Here is a 23,327-nt window from a genome sequence, read left to right as displayed (position 1 = left end):
TCTTAAAAATCATCCAGTAAACGTTCTTCGAGTTGTTCAGCTTGTTGCTGTAATTTATCGAGAAAACGCAATTTACGTACCGTATCTGCCGCCAATTCCCACTGTGCACTATCGAGTTGCTCAACCATCAATGCGGAACGTGTTTTTTGCATTTGTTTTACTTTCGTCATGAACGCTGTAAGCAAATCAGTCGTATTATTATGGTGCTCAATATTATCGAGCTCTTCTCGTAGCTCTAATTGCTCCATTAAGAATGCAGTGTCGTGCATAGTATGTTGTTCGTTATTAATATCAATCCCTTGTAGTAATAACATATATTCGGCACGTTTTAGTGGATGACGAAGAGCTTGGTAAGCCGCATTGATCGTTGCCGCTTGTTGAAGCGCTTGCATTTTTTCCTGTTCCGTACAGGCAGCAAAGCGATCTGGATGGTATTGGCGCTGTAGCGATTGAAAACGTTGCGTTAATTGTTCATTATCGATCGCATAGTTGGGCGTTAACCCAAAAAGAGTAAAATAATCCATAAGTACTTAGTTTCTCGAACTGACGCACTCATGCACTTCGTCTAGTTAGCTATCAAAACTCACTCACAATGTTAAATAATCAGCGCGAATATTCGCTTTCGATAGGTGTCAGGAGCCACGAAATGCATTAGTTAAAAATATTGCCTATAAAAAGACATTATACGTGAAAGCTTTCACCACAACCGCACTCACTGCTGACATTGGGGTTATTGAATTTAAAACCTTCATTTAAGCCTTCTTTGACAAAATCTAGCTCAGTACCGTCTAAGTAGACAATGCTTTTACCATCAACGATCACTTTGACACCTTTATCTTCAAAAACGGTATCTTCTTCATTGATAATATCTGCAAATTCGAGAATATAGGCCATGCCTGAGCAACCTGATGTTCTGACACCAAGGCGTAAACCTTCACCTTTACCACGGCTTGCGAGGAAAGCTTGAATACGTTGCGCAGCACTTTCTGTTAGAGAAATAGACATTGCGAACCTCACTATAGAAACAAACAAGGCAGATACTCACTAATTGGTAGCATCCGCCTTAAAAATTAATCAATTATACCGACCGATGTTTTCATCACACGGATTTTAGTTATTTATGTCCATGTGCCCATTAGCCGGAATTAAAGCCTTATTTGCCTTGGCGTTTGCTTTTATAATCCGCAATGGCTGCTTTAATTGCATCTTCAGCAAGAATCGAACAGTGAATTTTCACTGGTGGTAATTCTAGCTCTTCAGCGATAGCTGTATTTTTAATCGCTTCGGCTTCATCTAAGCTTTTACCTTTCATCCACTCAGTGACAAGTGAACTTGAAGCAATTGCTGAGCCACAGCCGTAAGTCTTGAAACGCGCATCTTCAATGATTCCATTATCATTTACTTTGATTTGCAGTTTCATCACATCACCACAAGCTGGCGCGCCAACCATCCCGCTACCTACGCTTGGGTCGTTATTGTCGAATGAACCCACATTACGTGGATTTTCATAATGATCGATGACTTTTTCACTATATGCCATTTTTAAACTCCTGAAACTGTCTGATTAATGGTGAGACCATTCGATGCTGTTAAGATCTACGCCGTCTTTGAACATTTCCCATAAAGGAGACAGTTCACGTAAGTGGCCAATTGCGCCATGAATCTGTTTGATTGCATAGTCAATTTCTTCTTCTGTTGTAAAGCGACCTAAAGAAAAACGAATAGAACTGTGAGCAAGTTCATCATTCATTCCAAGGGCACGTAGAACATAAGAAGGTTCTAGGCTTGCAGAAGTACATGCAGAGCCAGATGATACCGCTAAATCTTTAAGAGACATCATCAGCGATTCACCTTCAACATAGTTGAAGCTGACATTCAGAATGTGTGGAGCACCGTTCTCTAAATCACCATTGAGGTAAACTTCTTCAATATCTTTAATGCCATTCCAAAGACGCATGCGCAGTTTACGTAAGCGTGCTGACTCCTCAGCCATTTCTTCTTTTGCGATACGGTAAGCCTCACCCATCCCAACGATTTGATGGACAGGTAATGTACCAGAACGCATACCACGCTCATGACCACCACCGTGTTGTTGAGCTTCAAGGCGAACACGTGGTTTACGACGCACATACAAAGCACCGATACCCATAGGGCCATACAGTTTATGTGCAGAGAATGACATCAAATCCACTTTCAGAGTGGACAGGTCGATAGGGAGTTTACCAACACTTTGAGTGGCGTCGACATGGAAAATAATGTTGCGGCTACGGCACATTTCACCGATGGCTGCGATATCTTGAACGACACCAATTTCATTATTCACATGCATAATAGAAACAAGGATAGTATCGTCGCGTAAAGCAGCTTCTAAATCTTTCAGGTCAATCAAACCATTGCTTTGTGGTGCAAGGTAAGTCACTTCAAACCCTTCACGCTCAAGCTGGCGGCAGGTGTCTAAAACTGCTTTGTGCTCTGTTTTACAAGTGACAATGTGCTTGCCTTTCTTTTGATAGAAATTAGCGGCACCTTTGATAGCTAAGTTATCAGATTCTGTTGCACCTGAAGTAAAGACAATTTCGCGTGGATCGGCATTCACCAATTCTGCGATTTGATTACGTGCAATATCAACGGCCTCTTCTGCTTGCCACCCAAAACGGTGAGAGCGCGAAGCGGGGTTACCAAAAATGCCGTCCATTGTTAGACATTGCATCATTTTTTCAGCAACACGTGGGTCAACGGGTGTTGTTGCTGAATAATCAAGATAAATCGGTAATTTCATTGCTCACTTACTCCAAAAGACAAAATTGTCTTCATTTTCTAACGATACCTATGATGATCATTCATTCGAACCCCATCACTTTGTGTATCAACTGCAATTTATTAAAATATTATATAATTAAGCACGGACATTAATAATCGTTTCAGGTGAAAGACCACCTAATGTTGCCCGACGTTTTTCGTTATCTTGTCTATCGGCGACATCTATGACTTCTTGATTTTTAACTAATTCATCAAGGCTAATGCTGCTTAGGAAGCTTGTGATCCTATCGCTCAAATCACGCCACAGCGCATGCGTTAGACAACGGTCACCATTTTGACAACCTTCTTTGTTACCTTGACAACGTGTCGCATCAACAGATTCATCAACCGCGGCAATTACTTGAGCAACAAAAATTTGATCAGCATCGCGGCCTAGCAAATAACCACCACCTGGGCCACGAACACTCGAAACAAGCTCGTTTTTGCGTAGACGAGCGAAAAGTTGCTCAAGATAAGAGAGGGAAATTCCCTGACGCTCAGAAATATCAGCTAAAGGTACAGGCCCTGTCTGAGAGTGTAATGCGACATCTAACATCGCCGTTACTGCATAACGCCCTTTGGAAGTGAGTCTCATAACATATACTCCGTGGTAAAATATTGCCCAATTGTGACATTCCCGACTAATTTAGTCAACTATTTACCTGACTAATTTACTCAAGTATTTTTCACGGAGTGATAACTCATTTTTTTGCCCATTTTTCCATTGAAGTCAGGATACCACGTAAAATATGTAGCTCCTGAGTTTCAATGTGTGCACGGGTGTATAAACGTCTCAATTTATTCATAATTAGACCCGGATGCGCCTTACGAATAAACCCTGATTCATTCAACACACTTTCAAGATGCACATAAAAACGCTCAATATCTTCTACCGGCGGATATTCTACCTCATCCTCCTCCGAGTTCACTGCGTTTTTTTCCTCTAGGGCTAAATAGGCCATGCGAATTTCGTAACTGACCAACTGAACCGCCATCGCAAGGTTTAATGAACCATATTCAGGATTGGTAGGTATATAAAGATGGTACTGGCATTTTTGCAGCTCTTCATTGGTCAGCCCAATACGCTCACGGCCAAAAATTATGGCAACAGGCGCCGTTTTCGCTTGCATCACTGATTTTTCGCCACATTCACGCGGTGCAACCATCGGCCAAGAAAGTGTCCGAGAGCGCGCGCTCGTGCCAATGACTAATTTACACCCTTCTAGAGCTTCATCCAATGAATTGACTATCGTGGCATTGCCAATAACATCGCTGGCTCCTGCAGAAAGCGCAATCGCATGCGAGTCAGGCTGTACTTGTGGATTAACGAGATAAAGGTTGGATAAACCCATGGTTTTCATGGCTCTAGCAGTAGAGCCCATATTGCCAGTGTGTGAGGTCTCAACAAGGATAATGCGGATATTGTCTAACATGGTTTAGTCGTTTTTCTAAAAAATAATCGCAAGAGTCTAACACAAAATTGCTTATTGTGACGAACATCTATATAATCCGCCCACTCAAAGTTTTTCGTTCTTTAACATTCCAGTGGAAAAAGCCCATGCATCCGATGCTAAATATCGCCATACGTGCTGCGCGTAAGGCTGGCAACCACATAGCAAAAAGCTATGAAACGCCTGACAATGTTCAAATCACTCAAAAAGGCTCTAACGATTTCGTCACCAACGTTGACCGTGAAGCAGAACATTTAATTATCGAGGTCATCCGTAAATCTTATCCTGACCACACTATCATTACTGAAGAAAGTGGTGAGTTACTTGGTAAAGAAGATGATATTCAATGGGTAATCGATCCACTGGATGGCACCACTAACTTCACAAAACGTTTCCCTCACTTTGCTGTTTCTATCGCGGTTCGTATTAAAGGCCGTACAGAAGTCGCCGCTGTTTACGATCCTATGCGTAACGAGTTATTTACCGCTGTTCGTGGTCAAGGCGCACAATTAAATGGTTATCGCCTACGTGGTGCCGATGCTCGCGAACTCGATGGCGCGATCGTGGCAACCGGTTTCCCCTTTAAGCAAAAACAGCACGCCGTTGTGTTCATGAACATCATGAGCAAAATGTTTGAGAGCTGTGCAGACTTCCGCCGTACAGGCTCAGCGGCTCTTGACTTGTGTTACGTCGCTGCGGGTCGTGTCGATGCTTACTATGAAATTGGTTTAAAACCATGGGATTTCTTAGGTGGTGAACTGATCATGCGTGAAGCTGGCGGTATTATGACGGATTTTGTTGGCAACCATAATTACTTAGCTTCAGGTAATATTGTTGCGGGTAGCCCACGCATTGTTAAAGAGATTTTATCTGTGATGCGTGAAGAATTATCCGAGTCACTGAAACGTTAATGATTTAATAAAGGTGTTGGGGCTTCCCCCAATGCCTTTAATTCTCCCCTCTCATATAACCCACCATAAGATAACTCAATTTGATAGAAAGCATTTTAGTGTCACGTTTTTTACTATCGATTACACCACCAAAATGCCTTCTTGTTAGTGATTTTGGATTGTTCATTCACTTCAGATATATATCTAACCCTGATATTTAGGAACAAACCCAAGTTAACCTTATGATTGTGCTACAACTTTCGGTCTAATAAACAAAGCAGGGATCGCCAATAGTGCCATTAAATAAAAGACTAAACCGTGATTGTCTGGCACACGCTCATAGATAGCCCCCACCACAACAGTGATGATAGCTAAACCGCCCCCTGTTGCTAATGCTGAATAAACACCTTGTAATGGAATAATTTCATTTTCTTTTCGAGCACTGATAAAACGCATTGCAGCGAGGTGGCATACGGTAAAGGTTCCACTGTGCAATATCTGAACAACAATAAGGACTGGTAGTGAGGTAAATGCCCCCATTAGCCCCCAACGAATGATGCCGCTGATGGCAGATAGCAAAAGTAGATTTCGTGAACTCCAACGACGAAATAGTTTGTTACTCAACATAAAAACCACAACTTCAGCAACAACGCCAAGTGCCCAGAGGCGACCTATAACGATGTCAGAATAGCCTGCTTCCTTCCAAAATAAAGAGGCATAGCCATAATATGCAGCATGTGCGCCTTGCAACAAGGTGACACAAATTAGGAACGTCACTACGTTTTTATCCGCAATGAGTTGTCTAAATGAGAGTTTATCTTCTCCTGCAACTTTAGGTATGCCTTTAGGCATAATTGCAGGCGTTAACATTGCCGTGAGTAATAAAGCTAAGCAGCTAATAATTAAAGCCACCATAATGGATTGATGACCTAATATATCGGCGAAATATCCCATCGCTATGGAGCCAATAATAAAAGCGACGGAGCCCCAAAGCCTAATTTTGCCATAATCAAAGGGAAACTGCTTTTGCCATGTTCCTGCCAGCGAGTCACCGAGTGGCACTAATGGCGCAAAAAATAAGTTAAACCCAGTCATGACAAAAAATAGCCATGCCCAATGGGAACCAAAGGAAAAGGCAACAGCAAAGAGTAGAGACAATCCTGCCAATATTCTTAATGCGTTAATGAGTTTGGATTGATCTTTAACCATCGGTGTAATAAACATTGCACCAAGGAAACGCGCAGCTAACCCAATCCCTAATAACACCCCGCTCATTTCAGCATCAATACCTTCACCTTGTAGCCAAATTGGCCAGAATGGTAGAAAAATACTGTAAGCGAAAAAATAGGTAAAATAATCAATCGCTAGCCAGCGAGTTGATGGAATTACCATCACTCCTCCTTGTTTTTCAATGCAAAAAACCCGCTTTTACCAAAGTGTAGAAGCGGGTTTTGAAACTAAATTAATTTTATTTTATGCGTAAACTGGGTATTTTGCGCAAATATTCAATACGTTTTGTTTGATACGTTCAATGGTCGCTTCATCATTGAGGTTATCCAGAACATCGCACATCCAACCAGCCAGTTCACGTGCATCGCCTTCATTAAAGCCACGACGTGTGATCGCTGGCGTACCAATGCGGATACCAGAGGTAACAAATGGACTTTTCGGGTCGTTAGGAACGCTGTTTTTATTCACCGTAATGTTTGCACGACCCAATGCAGCGTCAGCATCTTTACCTGTAATACCTTTATCAACCAGATCCACTAAGAACAGATGGTTCTCTGTGCCACCGGACACTACTTTATAACCGCGTTGTTGGAAAATTTCTACCATTGCTTTCGCATTTTTCGCAACTTGTTGTTGATAAACTTTAAATTCAGGTTCCATCGCTTCTTTCAATGCGACCGCTTTACCTGCAATAACATGCATTAACGGGCCACCTTGAGAGCCAGGGAAGACGGCTGAGTTCAATTTTTTGTACAGTTCTTCGTCACCACCTTTCGCCAAAATCAGACCACCACGAGGGCCAGCTAATGTTTTATGGGTCGTTGTAGTAACGATATGTGCGTGTGGAACTGGGTTAGGATAGACGCCTGCTGCGATTAGACCCGCAACGTGAGCCATATCAACGAATAGATAAGCATTGATGCTATCTGCGATTTCACGCATTTTAGCCCAATCAACAATACCAGAATATGCAGAGAAACCACCGATGATCATTTTTGGCTTATGTTTCAATGCTTGTGCTTTGATATCTTCGTAGTCGATTTTTCCGCTTTCATCGATACCGTAAGGAACGATGTTATAAAGTTTGCCAGAGAAGTTGACTGGTGAACCATGGGTCAAGTGACCACCATGAGCAAGGTTCATACCCAATACGGTATCACCCGGTTGCAGCAACGCCATATAAACAGCCGCATTAGCCTGTGAACCTGAATGAGGTTGTACGTTAGCATAATCTGCACCAAACAGCGCTTTTGCACGATCGATAGCTAATTGCTCGACAACGTCAACATACTCACAACCACCGTAATAGCGTTTGCCTGGGTAGCCTTCTGCATATTTATTCGTTAGCTGAGATCCCTGAGCTTGCATCACTCGTGGACTGGTATAGTTTTCTGAAGCAATTAACTCAATGTGTTCTTCTTGACGGACGACTTCTTGTTCCATTGCTTCCCACAGTTGTGGATCATAATCTGCAATATTCATTTCACGCTTTAACATTCGCTTCTCCTGCCTCAGCCATTCAATAAGTTGATAACAAAACTATCGCAATAGCACACAGTGTAAACTCTTTTTCTTCAGGGTGATAGCCCTAAAGAAAAAATATACGCAAACGTTTGCATAAATTTTCTCAGTCATAAAAGACTATCAAGCATACCAAGATAAAATCAGCCATATTCGCATTGCTAAAAGATTAAATCCTATTTATTGGGTGACTCTTTTATAAAGTTTCTATTTTTAAACTCTTTTTATAATAGACCTATTTACTTTGTGTGTTAAAAGTTATAAATTGCATTTAAAATACATGTTATAAAATTCATCATCGAATGAAATTATTTCAGGAGAGCCTGTATGCTAGACAGCCAAACTATCGCTATTGTTAAATCCACTATCCCAGCCATTGCTGCAACGGGTCCCAAACTAACTGCTCACTTCTACGACAGAATGTTCAAACAACATCCTGAGCTGAAAGATATTTTTAACATGACGCATCAAAGTAACGGCTCACAACGTGAAGCCTTATTTAATGCGGTTTGCGCGTATGCAACACATATTGAGACGCCCGAAGCATTGATTTCTGCTGTAGAAAAAATCGCACAAAAACATGCAAGCTTGAATATCAAACCTGAACACTACCCTATTGTCGGGGAAAATTTATTGGCTGCTATCGATGAGTTACTCAACCCAGGGCAAGAAGTGTTAGATGCTTGGGGTAAAGCTTATGGTGTCCTTGCTGATATTTTTATCAATCGTGAAGCAGAAATTTACCGCCAAAATGCAGATAAAACAGGGGGCTGGGAAGGTTTACGTGAGTTCCGTGTTGCGGCTAAACAGGCGCAAAGTGATGTGATCACAAGCTTTGAGTTTGTCCCTGTCGATGGTCAGCCTGTCGCAGATTATCGTCCAGGCCAATACATCACTATTTATATCAATGATGACAGCCTAACTAACCAAGAAATTCGCCAATATTCACTGACCACAGCACCAAATGGTCGTAGTTATCGTATTGCCGTTAAACGTGAAGATAATGGTGTTGTCTCCAATTATATTCACCAAAACTTAAATGAAGGTGATATTGTTCATTTAGCGCCACCATGCGGTGATTTCTTTATTGATATCGATAATAAAACCCCTGTCACTCTCATTTCTGCGGGTGTCGGTTTAACACCGATGCTGAGCATGCTCAATTCATTAACTCAGGAAGGCCATGAAGCACAAGTTAACTGGCTACATGCCGCCGAAAATGGTGCCGTTCATGCGTTCCATCATGAGGTAAATAAACACCTTGCTCACCATCCACATAGCCAATCCGCTGTTTGGTTTAATCAGCCACGTGCAGAAGATAAACAAGGATTTGATTATCAATTTAGTGGCTTAATGGATCTTTCGCAGGTTAAAGCGTGGTTAGACGTTCCAAATATGCAGTTCTATTTCTGTGGTCCAGTTGGCTTTATGCAATACATCGCTAAACAACTGATTGAGATGGGCGTTTCAGCAGAGAATATTCATTATGAGTGCTTTGGCCCTCATAAAGTTCTACCTTTAAATTAATTTTAAATAACCTATTTAAATTTCGCGGTAACGGTTTTGCATACTAAACACTCTTTTAATCCCATTCCTGTGTTTATGCCGTTACCGCTTTTTATTAAATAATGACTAAGCTATTCCATGATGTTTGCCCCACGACCATTCCCTAAATAATGCGTAGTAAGTAGGGGTCGATGGCGCGGCTCCCTTGAAATGTGACTAGAGCCGCGAAAAAAGCATGGAAATTAAATCGCCTCTTCGTCCTGCTCACCAGTACGAATACGGATCACGCGAGCAACATCGTAGACAAAAATTTTGCCATCACCAATTTTGCCAGTTTGTGCCGTCTGCATAATAGTTTCTACGCAGCTTTCGACAATATCATCGGGCACAACAATTTCAATTTTGACTTTAGGCAGGAAGTCCACCATATATTCGGCGCCACGATAAAGCTCGGTATGACCTTTTTGACGACCAAAACCTTTGACTTCTGTTACCGTCATCCCAGTGATCCCCACTTCCGCTAACGCTTCTCGGACATCATCCAGCTTAAAAGGCTTAATAATTGCATCAATTTTTTTCATAAATAATTCCTGTTATGACCAGTTTTTACGGCCAAAACCTGACGTGATTGGATAACGACGATCTTTTCCGAAATTACGCACCGTAATACGTGGTCCAACTGGCGCTTGACGGCGTTTATATTCGTTAATATCGACAAGACGCACAACGCGATGAACCGTTGCTTCATCGAAGCCTTGCTCAATCAATTGTGCCACGGAATAATCTTTTTCCACATAAGCTTCAAGTAACGCATCTAAAATATCGTATGGCGGCAAGCTATCTTGATCGAGCTGCCCTGGTGCCAGCTCCGCCGATGGTGGCCTATCGATCACACGTTGCGGTATCGCAGGAGAGATCGTATTACGATATTTCGCTAACTCAAAAACCAATGTCTTTGGTACATCTTTTAAAACATCAAAACCGCCCGCCATATCACCATATAAGGTTGAATAGCCAACGGCAGATTCACTTTTATTACTGGTCGTTAAAACTAAACGACGGCGCTTATTGGACATCGCCATTAAAATAACAGCACGGCAACGCGCCTGTAAATTCTCTTCGGTAGTATCAACAGCAGTACCTTCAAACATTGGTTGAAGTTGTGACATAAAAGCATCAAACATAGGTTCGATTGAGACAATATCAAACTCAACGCCAAGCAATTCAGCCTGCTCTTTGGCATCATGGATACTCATTTCTGAGGTATAGCGGAATGGCATCATCACGGCCTGAACGCGTTCTTTGCCAATCGCATCCACCGCTATTGCCACTGTTAATCCCGAATCAATCCCACCGGATAAACCGAGTATAGCGCCATTAAAACCATTTTTATTGATATAATCGCGAGTTGCCATCACCAAGCCTTGATAAACCTGTGCAACTGGTGACAGTGCTGGTGCTAGCTTTTCCATCGGTACCGCGGATAACTCATTAAACTGGCAATTAACGATTTGCTCATCAAAATCAACCAGCTGATGTGTGATTTTACCGTCACTCGCCAGCACTTTAGAGCCACCATCAAAAATTAACTCATCCTGACCGCCCACTTGGTTCAAATAGATGATAGGTAATTGTGTACGCTGGCAATGCCTTACCAATAAATCACTCCGACTATGATCCTTGTTACGATCATATGGGGAGGCATTAATCGTCAACAATAGTTCGGCACCGGCTTGCTTAACGGCATCCACTGGCCCATCGAACCAAATATCTTCACAAATTAATAAGCCTATACGGTAACCTTTAAAGTCAACCACACCGGTTTTATCCCCCGCAGAGAAATAGCGAAGCTCATCAAAAACACCATAGTTTGGCAGCTCTTGTTTGAAATAGCGGGTGAGGAGTTTTCCTTGGTAGAAAAAAGAGAGGGCGTTATACATTTTCCCCGCTTCTGTCCACGGGTGACCAACAACAATCGCTGTTTCCGTGCTCGCATTTTGTAAGCGTTCTAATTGCACTAAACAACGTTGGGTAAAATCCGCACGGAATAAAAGATCTTCCGGTGGATACCCCGTGAGTGACAGCTCAGAGAACACAACAATGTCAACGATATTCTTTTGTTCTTCAAAAACTTGCAACATGCGTTTACAGTTGCCTTCAATATCGCCAACTAACCAATTTAATTGAGCTAGTGAAATATTAAGCTTACGGCTCATAAGGTATTTCTTCTCCCGAGCATTGATATTGATACCTTAATTCACTCTTCACTAGCCATTACCACGGCAGCGATAAATTGAGTGACTTAAACACGATAAATTTAGATGATAAGGCCAATTATTCTTTAAAATCATTAGCCTCTAAATCATGACGTGCCAATAATTTATAAAATTCAGTACGATTTCTGCCTGCCATGCGAGCGGCTTGTGTCACATTCCCTTTTGTCATCTGTAATAGTTTACGTAGATAGTTAAGCTCAAATTGGTTACGTGCCTCAACAAACGTTGGAAGTGCCGTATTTTCACCTTGTAACGCTTGGCTAACCAGCGCTTCACTGATCACAGGTGTTGTAGTCAATGCGACGCATTGCTCAATGACGTTAACCAATTGACGTACGTTGCCCGGCCAACTGGCTGACATCAAACACTTCATAGCTTCTGTCGAGAAGCTACGAACAAACGGCTTATGCCTAGATGCCGATTCACGTAGTAAATGGTTAGCTAAAATAGGTATATCCTCCGCTCTCTCATTCAGGGCTGGGATGCGCAAATTCACCACATTCAGACGATAATAGAGGTCTTCACGAAACTCATTTTTTTCCATCGCCTTCGGTAAATTACGGTGTGTTGCAGAGATAATACGCACATCAATATCTAAATCACGATTACTGCCAAGAGGACGTACCTTGCGCTCTTGTAATACGCGTAATAATTTAACTTGCAGCGGCATTGGCATATCGCCGATTTCATCAAGAAATAGCGTTCCCCCATTTGCGGCAAAGAATAGCCCTTCTCGGCTACTCACAGCCCCTGTAAAGGCCCCTTTTGCATGGCCAAATAGCTCAGATTCAAGTAATTGTTCTGGTAATGCGCCGCAGTTAATCGCGATGAATGGTTTGCGTGCCCGTGGGCTTGCCTTATGGATTGCCTGTGCTAAGACCTCTTTACCTGTACCACTCTGCCCATTAATTAATACGCTCACATCCGATTGCGCGACCATATGGGCTTGTTCTAACAGTCGGATCATCAACGGGCTGCGGGTAACAATGCCTTCACTCCACTCTTCATCACTGATTGGTGTTGAAGATAATGCCAATGCTTCATCAATGGCCTTGTAGAGCGCATCTTTATCAACAGGTTTGGTTAGGAAACTAAATACGCCGCGCTGTGTTGCTGCAACGGCGTCGGGAATTGAGCCATGGGCGGTGAGGATTATCACGGGTAAATTAGGGTGTTGCTTCTGGATCTCATCGAACAGAGCCATTCCATCCATTTCATCCATTCGCAAGTCACTAATCACCAACTCTATTTTTTCTTTTTGAAGCAATTTTAGCGCTTCTGGCCCACTTTCCGCGGTGGTGACTTTAAAACCTTCACTGCTTAAGCGCATACCCAGTAATTTCAGCAGACTAGGATCATCATCCACCAGCAGAAGATTTGCTGATTTACGGTTGGTCATTGCGCTCATTCTCCGATGGGTTATTAGTTGAAGAGTTACCATCCTCAGCGACTGGTTTTTCCGTTTTAGCCGCTTCTTTTGGTTGCTTTTTATCTACCGCTTCAACCTCTTTTTCCGTTTCATTGGTAATTTGTTTGCGAGAGGAGAGTTGCCTCTCAATGTCAGTTAAATTTTCTAATTTACGTGAGGTTGTATTCAGTTCAAATACCAGTCTGGCATTTTCTTCTTTCATACGGTCAAGTTTATTGTCTGTATCTTGCTGTAGCCGCTTAAAACGAGAATTGGCTTCAGCAAGATTAATTGTTTGTACCTGTTGTTCACGCCAAAGTTGTAATAACGGGCGAATTGCCGTGGGGAAATTAAGGCTAAAAGTGTTCATACTGTCGACCATTTTGCGTCGTTCAGCAATTGTGGGTTCAGCCGCGCCCATTAAGATACTGTGCTGAAATGCGTCCGACCAATTTTCAATCTGTATCTGTGATGCCTGCTTGCGTGCTGTAGCAGGGTCGAGACGATCGGCACAGTCCATCATCCTCAACCAAAAAAGTGCATTTTCTCGCGCATTAGGCTGATAATTTTCCCAAACGCCCTCACATGCCGCATAGCGGTAATCGGTCACTTTAACTTCAGGGACAACAACTTGAGCTAACGTATCTAAAGAAGATTGCCCATTTTGAGTCGTACAACCCGTTAAAATGAGTGACAACAATAACGCGCCTATATGCACCGCTTTTTGCTTTTGGATGAATGTAGAGTTTTTTTTCGTTAACCCGATATATCGCTTTGGTAACACCGCAAAGCGTAATGCAACCAAAACATCTGTAGACCTATTTGCCATTATTATTCATTCTCTGCAGTTAAAGGCAGTTCAATTCTAAAGCAGACATCTGCTAATTTATTGGGTACTAGTGAAAGTTCACCCCCCATTTGCTTAATGCAATCATGTGCAATACTTAGCCCCAATCCGCTGCCTTTGACAGCTCCTTTTCTCACAAGCGACCCTTGGTAAAAAGGTTCAAAAATCATACTTTGTTCTGACTCAGGAATTGGTGTGCCAGTATTAGCAACTTCAATAACAAGCTTATTATCTATTCTGCGGCTTGTGATCCAAATATTACCTGATTCACTGCCATAGTGCACCGCATTGGAGTAGATATTATCAATAACCCGTCCTAGTAGCGTTGGTTCAGCAAGGCAATGGTCAATACGTAGACGAATATCCGTTTGAATATTTTTCGCTCTCGCAGGTAAATTATGAGCCATAACAATGTCTTCAATCAATTTTTGCAAATCAACATGTTGTGCTTCTGGCGGGCTATCTGCTAATTTACGATTATAATCAAGAAGCTGTTCAATAAGTTGCTGAAGATGCTTACTGCTGTTATCAAGAATTTCTACAACCTCTTTTTGTGACTCGGTAAGCGGCCCCGCCACTTCATCGGCCAGTAATTCAGTGCCTTCACGCATACTTGCTAATGGTGTTTTCAGCTCATGGGAAATATGCCGCAAAAACTCATGGCGCTGCGATTCTAACCAAGCTAAGCGTTCACTTAACCAGATAATCCGCTGCGCTAACGAGCGTAGCTCTCGAGGCCCTTTAAATAATTTTAAATTATTTGTCAGCGTTCTGCCTGTGCCTAATCGGTTGATCATACGTTCGATGCCTTTCACTGGCCCGATAATCATTCGAGTAAACAAAGCAACTAAGAGCACACTCAATAAAAAGAGGATAAGGCTCTGCCAACCAAAAAGCTGTCCTTTATTGGCAATTGCTTTTTGTAATTGCTCCCCTCGACTAAATATTACGTCGCGGGTCTCTTGTATTAATGCATTATTCTGCTCTGAGAATTGGCTTAATGCTGCGGTGACTTCTTTAGGCGGTTCACTATTCTCACAAACTACCGTTTTTAATTCTTCCAACGCGCGAGTCAGTGCCGATGTATCTGCATTTTTAGGCAGTATCGTTTTTTGCCGCTCAAACATCTGCTGATAATCAGAAAACTGCTTGAGGTAGAGGGTATGTAATGAAGCATCTTTCAAAACACAGTATTGACGATAGCTTCTTTCCATTTCTAAAGCTAGCCCTCCCATCGCTTCACTTCGCCGGGTATCTAAAAGTGTTGTTTTATTGATTTGAGCAGCTTGATTACTTAATTGCTCCAAGCTTTGGTAAGCCTGATAAGCCAGAACCAATAGTGGCAATAGCACTAACCAAAATGCCATGACAACCAATTGGCGCAAGGAGCGCGGAAATAGACGCCATTTACTCAATGCATTCATCTCACACCTGTTAAACGAGGTTCCATGGTAACAGAACTGAATGAATTACGTGAACTTGATGATCACCACAGTTCGATTTTCCCTCTTATTTCATAAGAGTCACGCTAGTTACAGCAAGCAATGTGCCAATCTCATTGAGAATAAACAAGAAAAATTATGGGGGGATAAATACAGGAAGGCGGAATAAAGAGTTCAACTTTATTCCGCCAGCGATTTACTGATGTGATATATGATTATCTCTTTATAATCATATAGGTGGTGCCTCACTCCACGTGTCGCCCTGTGTTTGATAAGGCTCGAAAGCGAATATCTGTGCTGTTGGACGGTAGGCACCTTACTTTGGCATCATTCTTGCTTTATGTGGTATGTTCCCACCCTAATGTGGACCGACATAATAATGTTGAATGAGCAACTGAATATTATTATGCACACATCGTGCCAACTTTTCAATATATTTATTAATTAATTGAAAGATAAGCACTTTTATTTTTCCGGTTTCTTATTTCTTCTTTTTCACCTCTAAAATTTTTCTTTCTTTCCTCTATACTGTCTCCTTTTAAAGACACCCACCACAGCATAGAAAATTATTTTTATTTTTCAACAAATTAAATGTCTCCATTTGGAGACACCCAAATAAGGGGTTTGTCGCCAATTTTATACACCTCGAAAAAAAACCTCATCACCTGAATAAAAAAACCTCAGGATAATTAATAAAATTGATATTTATTGCGAGACCAACAGAAATTCAAATTAAAGCGAAAATAATAAACACTATGGCACCCTTAATTTTTATTGATAAAAATTAAGGGTATTTTCCAAGAAATCATTTTACTAATCTATACCTCGCGAAAATACTTAACTTTTACTTATTGATTTGATAATAAAGATTCGATGAGGAAATTTATGAATATGCAATCAAGTAACACAATAGAGCAGAACGATATGCAAGCCGCGTTGTATGTGCTTGAGCAAACTATTGGTTTTGTATTTCAAGCAGCACTACGCGCCGCGGTGCAGTTAAATATTGCGGATCATTTAATGCAGGAAGCAAAGACCGTTGAGCAACTGGCTGCTGAAATAAAGGCAGATGCGAGAGTCGTGAAAAAAATTCTTCGAGTACTCGCAACCCGTAAAATTTTTACTTGTTTAGATGGCACTCATTACGCATTAACGCCAGAAGCGACCTTTTTATGCACTGATCACCCCTACTCATTGCGCCCTGCTATTCTCTGGTTGACTGATAAAACCTTTTGGCTAACGAGCGCAGAGTTCACACAATCCGCTTATGGTAAGCGCGTATTTGAAGATTTATTCGGAAGTACATTCTTTGATTACTGGGAAAAGAATGCTGATCAACCAGATGGCTTTGATGAAGGGCAAGCTTCTTTATCAAAAATTGAAAACGAATTTATCCTAAAAAATTATACTTTCCCAGAAAATATCATTGTTGCCGATATTGCTGGCGGCTTAGGCAACCTGCTACTTGAAGTATTGGCACGTAATCCGTCATTAAAGGGTATCCTATTTGATAGGAAACATGTGCTAGAAAAAAATATTCTACATCGGCTCAAAGATAATACCCGTTGGACATTACAACCCGGCTCTTTTTTTGAACAGTGTCCAGAAGCTGATATCTACCTATTGAAATACATAACTCATGATTGGAGTGATGATAAGCTTATTGAGATATTTAAAACCATCCGTCGCGCCATGAAACCAACCTCAAAATTACTGGTCATGGACGCGATTATCCCCGAAGATAATCGCCCCCATTTTGGAAAGGAATTAGAGCTTATATGCTTTAGTGTTATTCACGATAGTAACGAGCATACAGAAGCTGAATTTAACGCATTGTTCTCGCAAGCAGGTCTAAAAATCAACCGAATTATTCCAACAGAAAGCCATATTGCTATCATTGAAACCGTTCCTGTCTAATCGGCAACGACGAAAAAATAGCCCCGTATTACGGGGCTATCAGATTCAGGCTGCTTAGCCTAATTGCTTACGCGCATTACGGAAAATACGCATCCATGGGCCATCTTCACCCCAATTTTCTGGGTGCCAAGAGTGACTTACAGTACGGAATACACGCTCAGGATGCGGCATCATAATTGTTGCGCGGCCATCCATTGATGTCACCGAAGTAATACCATTCACTGAGCCATTAGGGTTAGCAGGGTATTGCTCTGTGACCTGCCCATAGTTATTCACAAAGCGCAGTGCTACTAATGAATGATTTTCCAATTGCTGAATATGGGCAGGATTACGCGCCTCAACCAAACCTTCACCATGAGATACCGCAATCGGCATGCGTGAACCGACCATATCTTGAAGCAATAAGGAAGGGCTCTTAGCTACCTCAACCAAACTAAAGCGCGCTTCAAATCGTTCTGAGCGATTGCGTACAAAACGAGGCCACAGTTCTGCTCCTGGGATCAACTCATATAAATTGGACATCATTTGACAACCATTACACACGCCAAGGGATAATGTATCTTGACGAGCAAAGAAAGCAGCAAATTCATCACGTACTTGGTTATTAAACAGGATTGATTTTGCCCAACCTTCCCCAGCACCTAATACGTCACCGTATGAGAAGCCACCACATGCAACTAAGGTTTGGAAGCCTGCCAATGATAGATGCCCCGCGAGCAGATCACTCATATGGACATCAACCGCATCAAAACCAGCACGGTCAAAAGCAGCTGCCATTTCCACATGAGAGTTAACACCTTGTTCGCGCAACACCGCAACTTTAGGGCGTACACCAGACAGGATATAAGGTGCTGCGATATCCTCTGCAATATCGAAAGTAAGCTGAGTATTTAGACCAGGGTCTTGGCTATCCAACTTCGCTTTATGCTCTTCATCTGCACACACCTCATTATCACGTAAGCGTTGCATCTGCCATGTTGTCTCAGCCCACCACTCACGTAATGTACTGCGAGATTCCTGATAAACAACAGTATCACGACTATTAATCACTAATGCATCTTCTTGGGTGACCGTACCTAGATAATGTAAACATTCACCTAAACCCGCTTCAGCAAAGCAATTTTCAACATATTGCTTATCTTGCTGTTTAATTTGGATAACGGCGCCCAACTCTTCATTAAACAGCGCGGCGAGAATATCTTCATCAAATTCGCTAATATCAACATTAATACCGCAATGGCCTGCAAATGCCATCTCAGCTAATGTCACGAACAGACCACCATCAGAGCGGTCATGGTATGCTAGCAGTTTTTGCTCTGACAATAAGCGTTGGATAGCGGCAAAGAAACCAGATAGTAATTTAGGGTCGCGCACATCCGGTGCTTTGTTACCTAACTGACGGTAAACTTGCGCAAGAGCCGAGCCGCCTAAAGCATTATGCCCTTGACCAAGATCGATTAACATTAAGGCAGAGTCAACGTCCGTTTTTAATTCAGGTGTCACCGTCAAACGCACATCTTCAACACGACCGAATGCGCTAATAATCAGTGATAGTGGTGATGTCATTTCACGCTCTTCACCATTATCTTGCCAACGTGTTTTCATTGACATCGAATCTTTACCAACAGGGATAGTCAACCCTAAAGCAGGACACAGTTCTTCGCCTACCGCTTTCACAGCTTCATACAGACCTGCATCTTCCCCGGGATGCCCCGCCGCCGCCATCCAGTTAGCTGAAAGTTTTACTCGTTTTAGATCTTGCACATATGCGCTAGCAATATTAGTTAATGCTTCCCCTACCGCCATACGGGCAGAAGCGGCGAAGTCTAACAATGCAACAGGGGTTCTTTCACCAATTGACATAGCCTCGCCATAGTAGCTATCAAGACTCGCTGTTGTGACCGCGCAGTCCGCGACAGGGATCTGCCAAGGCCCAACCATCTGATCACGCGCAACCATACCAGTCACTGTACGGTCACCAATAGTAATTAAAAATGTTTTTTCCGCGACGGCTGGAAGATGCAACACGCGTTTTACTGCTTCATTTAAATGGATAGACGTTCTATCTAACGCCCCTGGTTGTGCCTTTAATGTATTCACATCACGCAACATTTTAGGGGTTTTACCTAACAGCACATCAAGAGGCATATCAATAGGTTGATTATTAAAATGCGCATCTTTTAAAACTAATTCACGCTGTTCGGTTGCTTCACCAATTACTGCAAAAGGAGCACGCTCACGCTCACAAATTGCCGTAAATAGAGCCATTTGTTCTGGAGCAACGGCTAAGACGTAACGCTCTTGAGACTCATTACACCATACTTCTAATGGGCTCATTCCAGGCTCATCATTCAGAATTTTGCGCAGTTCAAAGCAACCACCACGGCCCCCATCACTCACTAATTCAGGCATGGCATTCGATAAGCCACCCGCTCCCACATCATGGATAAATAAAATGGGGTTGTTCTCACCCAACTGCCAACAATTATCAATAACCTCTTGGCAACGTCGCTCCATTTCTGGGTTATCACGCTGCACTGATGCAAAATCCAGATCAGCATCTGATTGACCAGAAGCCATAGAAGATGCGGCACCACCACCAAGACCGATATTCATTGATGGCCCACCAAGGACGATGAGTTTTGCTCCAACAGGGATCTCACCTTTTTGCACGTGATCCGCCCTGATATTGCCAATCCCTCCAGCTAACATAATAGGTTTATGATAGCCGCGTAGCTCTTCACCGTTATGACTGTTAACCTTTTCTTCATAGGTACGGAAGTAACCTAATAGTGCTGGGCGACCAAATTCGTTATTAAACGCCGCGCCACCTAATGGCCCTTCTAGCATAATATCGAGAGCGGTAACGATACGTTCCGGTTTGCCGAAATCTTCTTCCCATGGCTGCTCGAACCCAGGGATACGTAAATTCGATACTGAGAAACCAACTAAACCTGCTTTCGGTTTGGCACCGCGCCCTGTCGCCCCTTCATCACGAATTTCACCGCCCGAGCCCGTTGCTGCCCCCGGCCATGGAGAGATCGCTGTAGGGTGGTTATGTGTTTCGACTTTCATCAAAATATGAGCATCTTCTTGATGATAACGATAAGTACGGCTATCTGATTCTGGGAAGAAACGCCCCACGGAAGATCCTTCCATCACTGCCGCATTATCTTTATAAGCAGATAACACATAGTCTGGCGTCGTTTCAAAGGTGTTTTTAATCATTTTAAACAGCGATTTAGGCTGCTTTTCACCATCAATGATCCAATCTGCATTAAAAATTTTATGGCGGCAGTGTTCTGAGTTTGCCTGTGCAAACATATACAGTTCAACATCCGTTGGGTTGCGTTTTAACTCAGTGAATGCATTTAGAAGGTAATCAATTTCATCATCAGCAAGTGCTAACCCCATTTCTACGTTAGCTTTTTCGAGGGCAGTTCGGCCATGACGACTGATATCAATAACTTTCATTGGTGCGGGTTGATGATGAACAAACAGTGCCTCAGCTTGCTCAAAAGAGCCAAAAACACTCTCCATCATGCGGTCATGTAGTAGCGCTGCAACGTCTAGCCACTGTGCTTGTGATAATGAATCGGCTTGCACATAGTAAGCAATACCACGTTCAATTCTTTCGACCTGAGATAAACCACAATTGTGAGCAATATCTGTCGCTTTAGATGACCAAGGAGAAATTGTTCCTGGGCGTGGTGTCACTAATATGAGTTTACCAAAAGGCTCGTGCTCCGCGAGAGAAGGACCGTATTTCAGCAAACTACGCAGTTTGCCTTGCTCGCTTTCACTTAAAGGCGCTGATAGTTCAGCAAAGTGCATATATTCAGCATAAATATCCGTAACAGGAAGCTGTTTTTCAGCAAACAACGCCAACAGGCGAGCAATACGAAATGCTGATAGAGCAGGTGAACCACGCAAAATTTCCATAGTCTTAAATTCTCTCATTTAAACGCCAGCCCTGATCATAAAAGCAGGGGAACCGGAACACATTATAGAGCAATGCGAATCAATACGAAACCGTTTGCGTGACTAAAAATAAAGCAAACCGTTAAAAATTATTAGGAACGAAATAGCACAATATTGGTTGCACGGATCATAATTGTTGAGCAAAATGTCCAAACACTGGAAATATAACCATTACTTATAACAATTTTTATTACAACACCGGCATACAAACACCCACAATTTTCTGGGCGATTGAGAGATAGCAACATTCATCTATTGACTCGCTTGGATAGCAGCTTCGATTGCTAAACAGTGCAAAGCAATCTGGACTTGAAGTATAAAGGGTATACATACGAGATATTTTTTTTGAATAACATCAAGGTTAATTATTTCATTATTGGGATTATTGCGCTTGTTGCGGCCATGATTATCGGACTGAATCTCCGCTGGCCCAATACACAAAATAATCAACTCAATCAAATCCTCTCTCGAGGTGAATTGCGAGTCAGCGCGATTAGCTCCCCCCTGATTTATCTTGACGATGAAGCGAATCTGCATGGTTTTGATTATGAGCTTGTACAAAGCTTTGCCGATTACCTCGGCGTAAAACTAATCATCACCATGAGACCCACCGTCGAGCTTATTTTTGATGATATTGAAGAGGGGAATGCAGATATCGGGGTTGCTGGTCTGCTCTATAATAAAGATAGATTACAAAAAATGAAAACTGGGCCAAGCTACCTAAATGTGACACAGCAATTGGTCTACCGAAAAGGTTCTACTCGCCCTAAGAGCTTTAATGATATTAAAGGAAAATTGGTGGTTATGGCAGGCTCTGCACACGCTAGCACCCTCAAATCATTAGCCGGTAAATACCCAGAGCTGACTTGGCAAGAAACTACCGAATACACAACCAATCAATTGTTAGAAATGGTTGCCGAAGGGCTGATTGACTATACACTCGAAGATTCAATTTCCGTTGCCCTCCAACAACGCATTCATCCAGAAATTACTGTTGGATTCGATTTAGTCGATGATCACGCCATTACTTGGTATATGAAACGTCTTAATGACGATAGCCTAAACGCTGCCCTTCTCGACTTTTTCAATGTCAGTAATGAAATAGACTTACTCGCAAGACTTGATGAAAAATATTTCAGTCACGTTAGTTCATTCGATTATTTTGATACCATTTCATTTATTAACGCTATCAACAAAAAACTGCCCAATTATCAGCCACTATTTGAAAAATATGCCACGACCCTTGATTGGAAACTCTTAGCCGCTATTGCATGGCAAGAATCCCATTGGGATCCTTTGGCTACCTCACCAACAGGTGTACGTGGACTAATGATGCTTACAAAACCAACGGCGGAAACCATGGGTGTCGCTGATAGGTTAGACGCTGAGGAGAGTATTAAAGGAGGAGCTGCCTATCTCGAATATCTGATGCAGCGCCTGCCAGTATCCATTGCTGATGACGATAGAATTTGGTTTGCTTTAGCCGCCTATAATATGGGCTATGGCCACATGCAAGATGTTAGAAAGCTAACTGAAATGCAAGGAGGTGATCCTGACCGCTGGCTAGATGTGAAATCAAGGTTACCTCTTCTAACACAAAAAAAATATTATTCTCAACTTAACTATGGTTACGCACGGGGTCACGAAGCCTACCGCTATGTTGAAAATATTCGCCGCTACCATCAAAGTTTGGTTGGGTATTTACAAAACCAAGATAAAAAACAGCGTGCACTAGCGATTGCGGAAAAATCGCTCATTTTATTTCCGCCTCTTACAACGCCTAACGAGCAGAAGCAGGCTGTTGAAAATGCAGACACCGCAAAACAGGATGATGTGACCTCAAACGCACCACAAGCATCTTCAACACAAAATCCCCACCAAGAAAAGGTTAGCCTAAAACACGTTCAATCTGCTCCAGTACAGCAGAAGTTACCCGCTATTCCCCCGAAGGATACGCTCACTTTGGGGCAATATTTTCTTTCACCCCATACACAAGAAGGCTCCCATGCCAAGGAGCCTACAGAGCCAGTAACAACAAATAATTAGAAACTTAATCATA

Annotated in this window: 18 protein-coding genes; 4 read left to right on the top strand and 14 right to left on the bottom strand. The window is 42.4% G+C overall.

The genetic code is table 11. The features are described 5' to 3' along the window. Positions 1-2: 2 nt before the first annotated feature. The 6 genes from hscB to trmJ form a co-directional block, all read right to left on the bottom strand. Complete coding sequence (gene hscB / locus PSE69_RS05275; protein ID WP_272675142.1) at positions 3-524, bottom strand: co-chaperone HscB; 522 nt, start codon at positions 522-524, stop codon at positions 3-5. 157 nt (positions 525-681) lie between these two features. After that, complete coding sequence (gene iscA / locus PSE69_RS05270; RefSeq protein WP_004921385.1) at positions 682-1,005, bottom strand: iron-sulfur cluster assembly protein IscA; 324 nt, start codon at positions 1,003-1,005, stop codon at positions 682-684. A 148-nt stretch (positions 1,006-1,153) separates the two neighbouring features. After that, the gene (gene iscU / locus PSE69_RS05265; protein WP_004921389.1) at positions 1,154-1,540 is read right to left on the bottom strand and encodes a Fe-S cluster assembly scaffold IscU; all 387 of its coding nucleotides are present in this window, start codon (positions 1,538-1,540) and stop codon (positions 1,154-1,156) included. Between the two features lie 24 nt (positions 1,541-1,564). Then, positions 1,565-2,779 carry an IscS subfamily cysteine desulfurase gene (locus PSE69_RS05260; RefSeq protein ID WP_014656323.1) on the bottom strand — a complete coding sequence of 405 codons (1,215 nt, stop codon included), beginning with the start codon at positions 2,777-2,779 and terminating at the stop codon, positions 1,565-1,567. 117 nt (positions 2,780-2,896) lie between these two features. Then, positions 2,897-3,394, bottom strand: a complete 498-nt coding sequence (gene iscR, locus PSE69_RS05255; RefSeq protein WP_004921396.1) for a Fe-S cluster assembly transcriptional regulator IscR — start codon at positions 3,392-3,394, stop codon at positions 2,897-2,899. A 106-nt stretch (positions 3,395-3,500) separates the two neighbouring features. Further along, positions 3,501-4,232, bottom strand: a complete 732-nt coding sequence (gene trmJ, locus PSE69_RS05250; protein WP_004921401.1) for a tRNA (cytosine(32)/uridine(32)-2'-O)-methyltransferase TrmJ — start codon at positions 4,230-4,232, stop codon at positions 3,501-3,503. A 125-nt stretch (positions 4,233-4,357) separates the two neighbouring features. Between trmJ and suhB the strand changes: the two genes are divergently transcribed. Then, the gene (gene suhB / locus PSE69_RS05245; RefSeq protein ID WP_004921404.1) at positions 4,358-5,161 is read left to right on the top strand and encodes an inositol-1-monophosphatase; all 804 of its coding nucleotides are present in this window, start codon (positions 4,358-4,360) and stop codon (positions 5,159-5,161) included. Positions 5,162-5,380: 219 nt separating this feature from the next. Here suhB and PSE69_RS05240 read toward each other — a convergent pair whose 3' ends face one another. Beyond that, a complete protein-coding gene (locus tag PSE69_RS05240; protein WP_004921405.1) occupies positions 5,381-6,532 on the bottom strand; it encodes a 3-phenylpropionate MFS transporter in 1,152 nt (383 codons plus the stop codon). Positions 6,533-6,613: 81 nt separating this feature from the next. Beyond that, positions 6,614-7,867 (bottom strand): serine hydroxymethyltransferase, encoded by a 1,254-nt coding sequence (gene glyA / locus PSE69_RS05235; RefSeq protein ID WP_004921412.1) that lies wholly within the window; start codon positions 7,865-7,867, stop codon positions 6,614-6,616. A 351-nt stretch (positions 7,868-8,218) separates the two neighbouring features. Here glyA and hmpA point away from each other — a divergent pair, with 351 nt between their 5' ends. After that, positions 8,219-9,418: an NO-inducible flavohemoprotein gene (hmpA, locus tag PSE69_RS05230; protein ID WP_004921414.1), complete on the top strand. Its 1,200-nt coding sequence runs from the start codon at positions 8,219-8,221 to the stop codon at positions 9,416-9,418. A gap of 221 nt (positions 9,419-9,639) precedes the next feature. Here the strand turns inward: hmpA and glnB are convergent, their stop codons facing one another. The 5 genes from glnB to PSE69_RS05205 all read right to left on the bottom strand — a co-directional run bounded on the left by glnB (position 9,640) and on the right by PSE69_RS05205 (position 15,352). Then, on the bottom strand, positions 9,640-9,978 hold the full coding sequence (gene glnB, locus PSE69_RS05225; protein ID WP_004921424.1) for a nitrogen regulatory protein P-II: 339 nt from the start codon (positions 9,976-9,978) through the stop codon (positions 9,640-9,642). Positions 9,979-9,990: 12 nt separating this feature from the next. Next, positions 9,991-11,613 carry an NAD+ synthase gene (locus tag PSE69_RS05220; protein WP_121875211.1) on the bottom strand — a complete coding sequence of 541 codons (1,623 nt, stop codon included), beginning with the start codon at positions 11,611-11,613 and terminating at the stop codon, positions 9,991-9,993. Between the two features lie 118 nt (positions 11,614-11,731). After that, positions 11,732-13,072, bottom strand: a complete 1,341-nt coding sequence (gene glrR / locus PSE69_RS05215) for a two-component system response regulator GlrR (protein WP_004921431.1) — start codon at positions 13,070-13,072, stop codon at positions 11,732-11,734. Continuing rightward, a complete protein-coding gene (gene qseG, locus PSE69_RS05210; RefSeq protein ID WP_004921434.1) occupies positions 13,059-13,910 on the bottom strand; it encodes a two-component system QseEF-associated lipoprotein QseG in 852 nt (283 codons plus the stop codon). Before qseG ends, glrR begins: the two co-directional genes overlap by 14 nt. Positions 13,911-13,912: 2 nt before the next feature. After that, entirely contained in the window at positions 13,913-15,352 is a 1,440-nt protein-coding gene (locus PSE69_RS05205; protein ID WP_014656328.1) for a sensor histidine kinase, read from the bottom strand. A gap of 903 nt (positions 15,353-16,255) precedes the next feature. Here PSE69_RS05205 and PSE69_RS05200 point away from each other — a divergent pair. After that, positions 16,256-17,287 carry a methyltransferase gene (locus PSE69_RS05200; protein ID WP_014656329.1) on the top strand — a complete coding sequence of 344 codons (1,032 nt, stop codon included), beginning with the start codon at positions 16,256-16,258 and terminating at the stop codon, positions 17,285-17,287. Positions 17,288-17,341: 54 nt separating this feature from the next. Here PSE69_RS05200 and purL read toward each other — a convergent pair whose 3' ends face one another. Continuing rightward, on the bottom strand, positions 17,342-21,229 hold the full coding sequence (gene purL, locus PSE69_RS05195; protein ID WP_121875312.1) for a phosphoribosylformylglycinamidine synthase: 3,888 nt from the start codon (positions 21,227-21,229) through the stop codon (positions 17,342-17,344). A 441-nt stretch (positions 21,230-21,670) separates the two neighbouring features. Between purL and mltF the strand changes: the two genes are divergently transcribed. Continuing rightward, positions 21,671-23,314, top strand: a complete 1,644-nt coding sequence (mltF, locus tag PSE69_RS05190) for a membrane-bound lytic murein transglycosylase MltF (RefSeq protein WP_230088999.1) — start codon at positions 21,671-21,673, stop codon at positions 23,312-23,314. Positions 23,315-23,327: the final 13 nt, after the last annotated feature.

Origin of the sequence: Providencia sp. PROV122 (assembly GCF_028482365.1) — a bacterium.
In the GTDB taxonomy this organism is placed as follows: Bacteria; Pseudomonadota; Gammaproteobacteria; order Enterobacterales; family Enterobacteriaceae; genus Providencia; species Providencia stuartii.
Note: the sequence above shows the minus strand (reverse complement) of the source record. Positions and strands in the feature narration are given on the sequence as shown.